Source organism: Arthrobacter sp. Cr_A7, assembly GCF_029222765.1.
GTDB lineage: Bacteria > Actinomycetota > Actinomycetes > Actinomycetales > Micrococcaceae > Arthrobacter.
The window spans coordinates 108,332-116,825 of the sequence record NZ_JARHXQ010000039.1 but is presented as its reverse complement, the minus strand read 5'-3'; the positions used below and the strand labels follow the sequence as shown (position 1 = coordinate 116,825).

The 8,494-nt window shown below is 66.8% G+C and carries 7 protein-coding genes; 2 read left to right on the top strand and 5 right to left on the bottom strand.

The features are described from left to right. Positions 1–18 precede the first annotated feature (18 nt). The 3 genes from P2Q66_RS02545 to P2Q66_RS02535 all read right to left on the bottom strand — a co-directional run bounded on the left by P2Q66_RS02545 (position 19) and on the right by P2Q66_RS02535 (position 4,080). Positions 19–1,182, bottom strand: a complete 1,164-nt coding sequence (locus P2Q66_RS02545; RefSeq protein ID WP_275725319.1) for a mannitol-1-phosphate 5-dehydrogenase — start codon at positions 1,180–1,182, stop codon at positions 19–21. Then, on the bottom strand, positions 1,182–3,254 hold the full coding sequence (locus P2Q66_RS02540) for a PTS mannitol transporter subunit IICBA (protein ID WP_275725317.1): 2,073 nt from the start codon (positions 3,252–3,254) through the stop codon (positions 1,182–1,184). Before P2Q66_RS02540 ends, P2Q66_RS02545 begins: the two co-directional genes overlap by 1 nt. 100 nt (positions 3,255–3,354) lie before the next feature. Then, positions 3,355–4,080 (bottom strand): TetR/AcrR family transcriptional regulator, encoded by a 726-nt coding sequence (locus P2Q66_RS02535; protein ID WP_079598008.1) that lies wholly within the window; start codon positions 4,078–4,080, stop codon positions 3,355–3,357. Between the two features lie 160 nt (positions 4,081–4,240). On the opposite strand from P2Q66_RS02535, the gene ptsP reads away from it, so the two are divergent. Continuing rightward, the gene (gene ptsP / locus P2Q66_RS02530) at positions 4,241–5,926 is read left to right on the top strand and encodes a phosphoenolpyruvate--protein phosphotransferase (protein ID WP_275725315.1); all 1,686 of its coding nucleotides are present in this window, start codon (positions 4,241–4,243) and stop codon (positions 5,924–5,926) included. 16 nt (positions 5,927–5,942) lie between these two features. On the opposite strand, the gene P2Q66_RS02525 is transcribed toward ptsP, so the two are convergent. Continuing rightward, a complete protein-coding gene (locus P2Q66_RS02525) occupies positions 5,943–6,737 on the bottom strand; it encodes an alpha/beta fold hydrolase (RefSeq protein ID WP_275725314.1) in 795 nt (264 codons plus the stop codon). A 48-nt stretch (positions 6,738–6,785) separates the two neighbouring features. Here P2Q66_RS02525 and P2Q66_RS02520 point away from each other — a divergent pair, with 48 nt between their 5' ends. Further along, the gene (locus P2Q66_RS02520) at positions 6,786–7,223 is read left to right on the top strand and encodes a helix-turn-helix domain-containing protein (RefSeq protein WP_275725312.1); all 438 of its coding nucleotides are present in this window, start codon (positions 6,786–6,788) and stop codon (positions 7,221–7,223) included. A 23-nt stretch (positions 7,224–7,246) separates the two neighbouring features. On the opposite strand, the gene P2Q66_RS02515 is transcribed toward P2Q66_RS02520, so the two are convergent. Further along, positions 7,247–8,467 (bottom strand): PucR family transcriptional regulator, encoded by a 1,221-nt coding sequence (locus P2Q66_RS02515; protein ID WP_275725311.1) that lies wholly within the window; start codon positions 8,465–8,467, stop codon positions 7,247–7,249. Positions 8,468–8,494 lie beyond the last annotated feature (27 nt).

The following is an 8,494-nucleotide window of genomic DNA, read 5'->3' as shown; positions in this document are numbered from 1 at the left end:
TGGAGTGGGACCTTTGGGTCAGACGGGGGTGCGCGCCACCTCTGCCTGCCGCTCCTCCACCAGGGTGGAGACGGCGTTGAACAGCGGGTGGCCGGGCTCCAGGCCCGTGATCCTGGCGGTTGCGTCCGCCGCGCCGGCCGAGGCGAGGATGGCAGCCAGCTCCGTCACCTCGACGTCCGCGGGGTCGTTGAAGCGCAGCGCCGCGGCGATCGCACCGAGGAGCGCCTCAGGTACCACGCCGCGTTCGGCGAGCTCGGCGGCAGGCCCGATGAACCGCTCGTGCCTGCTGAGTTTCCTCAGGGGCGCCCGGCCCACCCGGTTCACCGTGTCCGGCAGATACGGATTGGAGAACCGGACCAGGATCTTCTGGACGTAGGCTTCCTGCTCATCGTTGCTGAAACCGTGCTTGGACACCAGCAGCTGCTTGGTCTCCTCCAGCACCGCCCGGACGTCCTCGGCAACATCCTGGTCCGCCATGGCATCGGAGATCTTTTCCAGTCCGGCCTCGAACCCGAAGTAGGCGGCAGAGGCGTGCCCGGTGTTCACCGTGAACAGCTTCCGCTCAATGTACGGCGAGAGCTCGTCCACGAAGGTGGCACCCGGAATCACCGGGGCCGCCCCCTGGAACGCTGTCCGGTCGATGACCCACTCATAGAACGTCTCAACCGTGACATCCAGGCCCTGGCCAGCTTCCTGGTTGGGGACGATCCGGTCCACCGCGGTGTTGGCGAACACTGCCTTGCCGTCCAGCGCCCCGGCGGCGGCCCCCGGCTGGGAAGCCACTTCCTTGGCCAGGATGTCCGTGGCGTTGATCGCGTTCTCGCAGGCCATGACCTGCAGCGGAGCGAGTTCCGCGCCCCTTGCAACGATGCCCCGGGCGATCACGGGCGCCACGAACTTCAGGACGTGCGGGCCCACCGCGGTGGTGACGATGTCCGCCGTCGCGATCTCTTTGACGAGCTCCGCTTCCTGGGTGTTGGAGTTCAGTGCCCGGAAGTTGTTGACCTTCCGCACCGCGGGATTCTCCCCCACTTCGTGGACCGCGTAGCTGTCCGCCGCCGCCAGTTGCCCGATCAGGGCGTCCGCGACGTCCGCGAACACCACCTCGTAGCCAGCGTCATGCAGGAGCAGGCCCACGAAGCCGCGGCCGATGTTTCCGGCACCAAAATGTACTGCCTTCACTATGCGTTGACCTTTCCGAAGAGCTCCAGGACTTCGTCCTCGGACGTGGCAGCCTCCAGCCGGGCCACCTGTTCCTTGTTGGTGAAGACCTTCGCGATGGAGGACAGGATGTGCAGGTGTTCGTTGTTGATGCCGGCGACACCCACCACGAATTTGACCTGCTTGCCGTTCCAGTCGATGCCTTCGGGGTAGCGGATCACCGACACCGCGGACTTGCGGATGTGGTCCTTCGCTGCGTTGGTCCCGTGCGGGATAGCGAGGTAGCTGCCCATGTAGGTGGACACCGATTCCTCGCGTTCGTGCATGGCCGCGATGTAGCCTTCATCCACTGCGCCGCGGGCCAGCAGGAGCCGGCCGGCTTCGTCAATGGCGGCGTCCCGGGTGGTGGCTGAGCCGGTGAGGATCACGCTCTCGCGGGCGAGGATTTCGGAGTTGCCTGCTGCCTGGGTTTCAGCGGTGCCGGCAGCGGTTCCGCCGGCTACCGTTCCTGCCGCTACCGCCGTTGCGGGGCCGGATGCGGAGGCTCCGCCGGGCGTTCCCGCACCGGCGTCCTGCCCTTCGGCTGCCGCGGCGCCGCCGGTGTTGCTCCCCCTGACCAGCTCCACGATTTCGTCGTAGCGGGGGCTGTTCATGAAGTTGTCAACGGAGTAGTGCACGGCACTTGAAGTGGCGGGCTTGGCGCGTTCGGTCAGGTCCTGGTGCGTGACCACCACGTCGTAGCTGTCGTTGAGGTTGGCGATGGAGGCGTTGGTGACCTTGACGTCGGGGAAGCCGGCCGCCTTGATCTTGTTCCGCAGTACGGAGGCGCCCATGGCACTGGAGCCCATGCCGGCGTCGCACGCGAACACGATGTTCCGCACCGGTCCGGCGAGCACGCCCACGCCGCCGCCGGCGGCAGCACCTGCGCCGGCACCCGTGAGGGTGGAAGCAACGGAGCTCTTCTTGCCCTTCATCTGCTCCATGCGCGAGGTGGCATCGTTCAGGTCAACCTCATCGCTGTGCTTGGTGGTCTTCATGATGACCGAGGCCACCAGGAAAGACGCCGCCGTGGCAAGCAGGACCGCCAGGATCACGCCCACGTAGCTGTCCCGGGAGGTCTGGGCGAGCACCGCGAAAATGGAACCCGGCGCGGCAGGCGCCACCAGGCCGGAGTTGGTGATGGCGAGCGTGGCGATGCCCGTCATGCCGCCGGCGATGGCCGCCAGGATGAGCAGCGGACGCATCAGCACGTACGGGAAGTAGATTTCGTGGATGCCGCCGAAGAAATGGATGATCGCGGCACCCGGAGCGGAGGCCTTGGCGGCGCCGCGGCCGAAGAACATGTACGCAAGCAGGATGCCCAGGCCCGGACCGGGGTTGGCCTCCAGCAGGAACAGGATGGACTTGCCCTGCTCCAGGGACTGCTGCACTCCGAGCGGCGTCAGCACGCCATGGTTGATGGCGTTGTTGAGGAACAGCACTTTGGCCGGTTCGATAAAGATGCTGGTCAGCGGGAGCAGGCCGTTGTTCACCAGGAACTGCACCACGTTCCCGGCCCCGGCGCTGAAGGCGGACACCACCGGCGCAATTGCGTAGAAGCCAAGCATGGCCAGCAGCGCGCCCCAGATACCGGCGGAGAAGTTGTTGACCAGCATCTCGAAGCCGGGGCGGATCTTGCCGTCCCAGATCGAGTCGATCTTCTTCATGGTCCAGCCGCCCAGCGGGCCCATGATCATGGCGCCGATGAACATCGGGATGCCGGCGCCAACAATCACGCCCATGGTGCCGATGGCACCCACCACGCCGCCACGGACGTCATAGACCATCTTGCCGCCGGTGTAGCCGATCAGGAGCGGCAGCAGGTACGTGATCATCGGCCCCACAAGGCCGATGTTCTTCACACCGTCTGTCTCGCCGAAGCCACCCAGTTGTGGAACCGGCAGCCAGCCCTTTTCGATGAAGAGGGCCGTGATGATGCCCCAGGCGATGAAGGCGCCGATGTTGGGCATGATCATTCCGGACAGGAACGTCCCGAATTTCTGGACGCCAACCCGCATGCTGGTGCGGGGTTTTGCAACTGTCTCTGTTGCCATGTGATTTCCTAACCGTCATTCCTGCTGCTCCGCAGGATGGTCCGTTGATTACGACGACGTACTGCTGGTGGAACGGGGGTACCGCCAAAGTGGTGCTGGCTCACGCCGGGCTGGTGGAGATCCGGTGCAGCCATTCGAGGAAGAGTTTGAGTTCCGAGCTGGAGAGCTGGTCTGAGTGCGAGGCCTGAAGTGCGGCGTTCAGGGCGATCGCAGCCACCACCACCGAGGATTTCCCGGTGTCACCCGGGGCCGTGCCGCTGGCGGGCTCGGCGGACACCGCGAAAATCATGGCGTCCCGGGTCATGGTGGACAGTTCGAGGTTCCGTTCGGAGGCGGGCTCCGCAATCAGCATCAGCGTCACGCCCACGTTGGCCGCCAGGATGGACCTGGCCGCTTCCCGTGGCTGGACGTTCAGCTGGCCCGCCGCCGCTGCCTTGTTCAGCATCTCCTCCATCAGTGCCTCGGCATCGGCAACGATGGCGGGGCGGCTTTCCGGGCGGATGTTGCCGAACATCACCAGGTACAGCTCCGGCTGGTTGAGCCCGAACTGGACGTGGTTGTCCCACATTCTCCGGATATCCTCGAGCGGCTGTCCGGAGGGGGCGAAATCCCTTTCGCCCGCGACATATTCTTCGAATCCCGCGGCGACGACGGCGTCGAAAAGACCTTCCTTGTCACCGAAGTGGTGGTACAGAGTGGGAGCTGTAACCCCCGCCAGCTGCGTGATCTGACGGGTGGAGACGGCTGCTCCCCCGGAGTTGGCAAGCAGCTCCGCGGCAGCACGCAGCAGCCGCATCTTGGGGGGAAGCTGGCCATCCAAACTCATAACCGCTACCCTAGCACCTATAGCATTGCTATATGAACTGAATCACATACAATTTTTTCAGGCACGTTTCCCGCCTCCGGACGTAGCAGTCCCTGGTGGACCCGGCACGGCGCCGGTTATCCTGACGCGCCTGGCTACCGGCAGAGAATGAGGACCTTCAGTGCAGAACTTCCCAGGAGTAGGCGTCAGCCCAGGCCGCGTCATCGGCACCATCCGCCAGATGCCCAAACCGATCAGCGAACCTCCCGCCGGCGAACAGCTCCCGGCAGGCACCACGCCAGAGGAAGCCACCGCAGCACTGAAAGCGGCCTCCCAGGCCGTTCACGACGAACTGAAGGCCCGTGCGGCCCACGCCACGGGTGACGGCAAGGCCGTCCTGGAAGCCACCGCACTGATGGCCAAGGACACCATGCTGATCAAGGGTGCGGCCAAGCTTGTTGCCCGCGGGACGTCCGCGGAGCGTGCCATCTGGGAGTCCGGTTCCTCCGTTTCCGAAATGCTCCACAACCTCGGCGGCTACATGGCCGAGCGCGCCACCGACGTCCTGGACGTCCGCGCCCGGATAGTCGCCGAACTGCGCGGTGTGCCCGCGCCGGGCATCCCGGCCTCCAACAGCCCCTTCATCCTGGTGGCCGAGGACCTGGCGCCCGCCGACACCGCCACGCTGGACCCGAACAAGGTCCTGGCCCTTGTCACCGCAGGCGGCGGCCCGCAGTCTCACACCGCCATCATCGCCCGGTCCCTCGGCCTGCCCGCCGTTGTGGCCGCAGTCGGCGTGGATGAACTCCCGGACGGCACGGAAGTGTACTTGGACGGCGCAGCCGGGGCTGTGACTTCCGAGCCTGACGAGCCCCTTCGCGCTGCAGCAGAGGCCTGGGCGGCCACGGCTTCCCTGCTGGCCGAGTTCAGCGGCACGGGAGCGACGGCGGACGGCCACCTGGTCCCGCTGCTCGCCAACGTGGGCGGCGGCAAGGATGCCGAGGCGGCCGCCAAACTTGGCGCCCAGGGCGTGGGGCTGTTCCGCACCGAGTTCTGCTTCCTGGAACGGGACACCGAACCCAGCGTTGAAGAACAGGCCCTCGCCTACAAGAAGGTCTTTGATGCCTTCCCGGGCAAGAAAGTGGTCCTGCGCACGCTCGACGCCGGCGCGGACAAGCCGCTGCCGTTCCTGACAGACTCCACGGAGCCCAACCCTGCCCTGGGTGTCCGCGGCTACCGCACGGACTTCACCACGCCGGGCGTGCTGGACCGCCAGCTGGAAGCGATCGCATTGGCCGAAAAGCAGTCCGAGGCGGACGTGTGGGTGATGGCACCCATGATTTCCACCGCCGAGGAAGCCGCGCGCTTCGCCTCGATGTGCGCGGACGCCGGCATCAAGACCCCCGGGGTGATGGTGGAGGTTCCCTCCGCAGCCCTGACCGCGGAAGCGATCCTCCGGGAAGTGGGCTTCGCCAGCCTGGGCACCAACGACCTCACGCAGTACGCCATGGCGGCGGACCGCCAGCTTGGCCCCCTCGCCAACCTGAACACGCCGTGGCAGCCGGCCGTCCTGCGCCTGGTGGGGCTGACCGTCGAAGGGTCCCGTGCGGAAGGCAGCAACAAACCCGTGGGCGTCTGTGGTGAGGCCGCGGCCGACCCCGCCCTCGCCGTCGTCCTTACCGGGTTGGGCGTGGCCACCCTGTCCATGACGGCGCGTTCCCTCGCGGCCGTCGCCGCGGTCCTGAAGACGGTGACTCTTTCGGAGGCTCAGCAGCTGGCCAAGCTGGCGCTGTCCGCACCGAGCGCCACCGAGGCCCGGGCCTGGGTCCGGGAGAAACTGCCGGTCCTGGAAGAACTCGGTCTCTAAACCGCCGGCGCGGCCATCAGGCCGTGACGCCGAACCCGTCCACCGCCCGGACCCAGCCGCTGATTGTTTCGGCGGCGGTCTCCGGCGCGGTGTACTGGACGACGTGGCCCTGCCCCGGAATCTCCGCCACCGTGCCCTGTGGAGCGGCCTCCGCCAGCGTGTCACACCACGGGCGGCGGGCGATGGGGTCCTTGCCGCCGCGCAGCACCAGCACCGGCTGGTGGACCGCGGCCAGTTTCTCCTCCAGCGGGTACTCCATCATCACCGGCAGCTCCGTCAGGTACCACCGCGGGCCTGCGCGGAAGTAGTCACCGAACACGATGATGTTGGAAATCAGCGATTCACTGAACAGTGCGTCGCGGGTGAGCGCCAGCGCCTGCGCAGCCACCGACTTCCGGGCTGTGTCCACCACGGGGCCCATCAGGACTGCCCCGGCCACCAGGTCCGGTGCCTGCAGTGCCATCTCCACCGCGAATTGGGCGCCCATGGAATGGCCCACGGGCACAACACTTCGGACCCCTGCTTCAGTGAGGACGCCGGTCACGAACGCGGCGAAGTCAGCCACCTGCAGCTGCCGCCGGGGACGCGTCGACGCACCGAATCCCGGCAGATCGAAGGAGTAGACATCCGCGCCCTTGGCCAGTTCCACGTGCAGCCGGGCAAGGTAGCGGTGGGAGACCCCGATGCCATGGAGCAGCACGTAGGCGGGCCTCGCACCGGTCCGGGGCGCAGCGTCCGCAGGCCCGGCGGAAGCGTACAGCCGGCCCCGCAGGCCGTTGTATTCCACGTCGCGGCCGCCACTCAATACCATCAGCCGAGCATACCTCCCGCGGCGGCAGGGCCCGGGTAGGCTGAAATGATGGCACTGATAGCTCCCCGGATGACAGGCGCCCTTCCCCCGGAAGACGCCCACAAGCTAAACCAGGCACTCGCGGGCAGCGATGACATCACCGTCTTTGTGGATGGCACTGTCCACCGGCTGCCGCCCCTGGCGAGGGACGCCGTCGTCGATCTCCTTCACCGGTTCAGCCGTGGCGAAGCGGTGACCGTCAGCAGCGTCGAGGAAATGCTGACAACGTCCAAAGCCGCAGAGCTGGCCGGAATCTCGCGCACGTACCTACGCAACATGACGGACCGCGGCGAGATCCCGGTGGAGTACCGCGGCAGCCACCGGCGCATTCCCCTGGCCGCCATCCTGGCTTGGCTGGAGCGGCAGAAAGTGGAGCAGCAAAAGAAAGATGCCCGGAAGAAGGCCGGCGGCCAGGAAGCGCCGGACCAGGAGGTTCGGGAAGGCTAGATCCTGGGGACTACGTTCCGGGGCTAGATCCTGGGGCGGGCCGACCAGCGGCGCATCTTTAACGCGGCATGGAGCTCCAGGCGGGGCAGCCCCTTGAGCGGGTCCACACCCAGGAGCTGGCGGATCCTGCCCAGCCGGTTGTAGATGCTGCTGCGGTGCAGGTGGAGCTTGGCGGCCACATCCTGGACTGACCCGTCGTTGTCATACAGGAGCTCCAGGACCGGAATCAGTTCGCCGTTGCGGTCGTGGTCCTCCAGCATCCGGAAGTAGACGGAGCCTGAGTCCGCCCAGGCGCCAACCCCTCCCCCCGCCGACGCCAGCAACTGGTAAACCCCTGCGGCCCGGCAATCCACCAGCTCTCCCAGCTGCGGGTCCACCGCCGCGGCCTGCGCCGCCATCTTTGACTGCCGGTACGCCTCCGCCAGCTGGCGGGTGCGCCCGAAGCCTTCACTGATGCCCAGAATGATGCGGTGGACCGGTCGGCCCGACCGTTTGGCCAGCTCCAGCTGGTAGTGCACCAGGACCTGGGCGTGGTTTGCCCGCCCCGTCGATTCGCGGAACAACACCACCGAATGCGTTTCGGTGCCGGCACTGAACAGTACGGCGTCCACCCCCACCGTGGCCTGCAGGGCAGTTGAGCGGTGGATCAGCGTGGAAGCAATCGGATCCGGCCCGGCCGCCCAGCCGTCCGCGTCCAGCACCGTGACCACCTGCCACGGCCCCCGGCCCTGGACTTCCTTCCACCCGGCCACGGCGGCCACCGCGTTCGGTTCGCCGGCGCACGCTGCCAGGAACTCACGCTCGCGAGCGCGCCGATACTCGGATTCCGCGGTGTTGGAATCAAGCAGCAGCCCTGACAGCATCTCCAGTTCATGGTTGACGCCTGGTAGCTGGGTGAGGATCGCCGTCGGGCTTTCCTCCACGCTGTCCTGCTGCACCCACAGGTACCCCACGCGGAAGCCGCGCACCATCAATGGAACGCACACCCGGCCCAGCATGCCCAGGTCCTCGTTGGCGGGGACCACCACAGGCCGGACGGCCGTTGCGATGCCGTGCGAGAGCTGCCACGCGCTCACGTCCGCCGGCACCTTCTTGCTCAGCAGAAAGTTCACACGCACGCGGTCAGCGTGGGACTGGTTGGAGCTGTAGGCGAGCAGCACCCCGTCCAGGTCCTCCAGCGAAAGCCCACGGCCCAGCTTCTGCGCCACCTGCTCCACGAGTTGCTCCACACCCTGCTGCTGCATGGGCCAACAGTACTGCCTGGGAAGCTG

What these genes read in the sequence shown, in the direction of transcription:
- P2Q66_RS02540 (WP_275725317.1), bottom strand. Translation starts at nt 3,254, where the DNA reads ATGGCAACAGAGACAGTTGCAAAACCCCGCACCAGCATGCGGGTTGGC.
- P2Q66_RS02535 (WP_079598008.1), bottom strand. Translation starts at nt 4,080, where the DNA reads ATGAGTTTGGATGGCCAGCTTCCCCCCAAGATGCGGCTGCTGCGTGCT.
- P2Q66_RS02525 (WP_275725314.1), bottom strand. Translation starts at nt 6,737, where the DNA reads ATGGTATTGAGTGGCGGCCGCGACGTGGAATACAACGGCCTGCGGGGC.
- P2Q66_RS02520 (WP_275725312.1), top strand. Translation starts at nt 6,786, where the DNA reads ATGGCACTGATAGCTCCCCGGATGACAGGCGCCCTTCCCCCGGAAGAC.
- P2Q66_RS02515 (WP_275725311.1), bottom strand. Translation starts at nt 8,467, where the DNA reads ATGCAGCAGCAGGGTGTGGAGCAACTCGTGGAGCAGGTGGCGCAGAAG.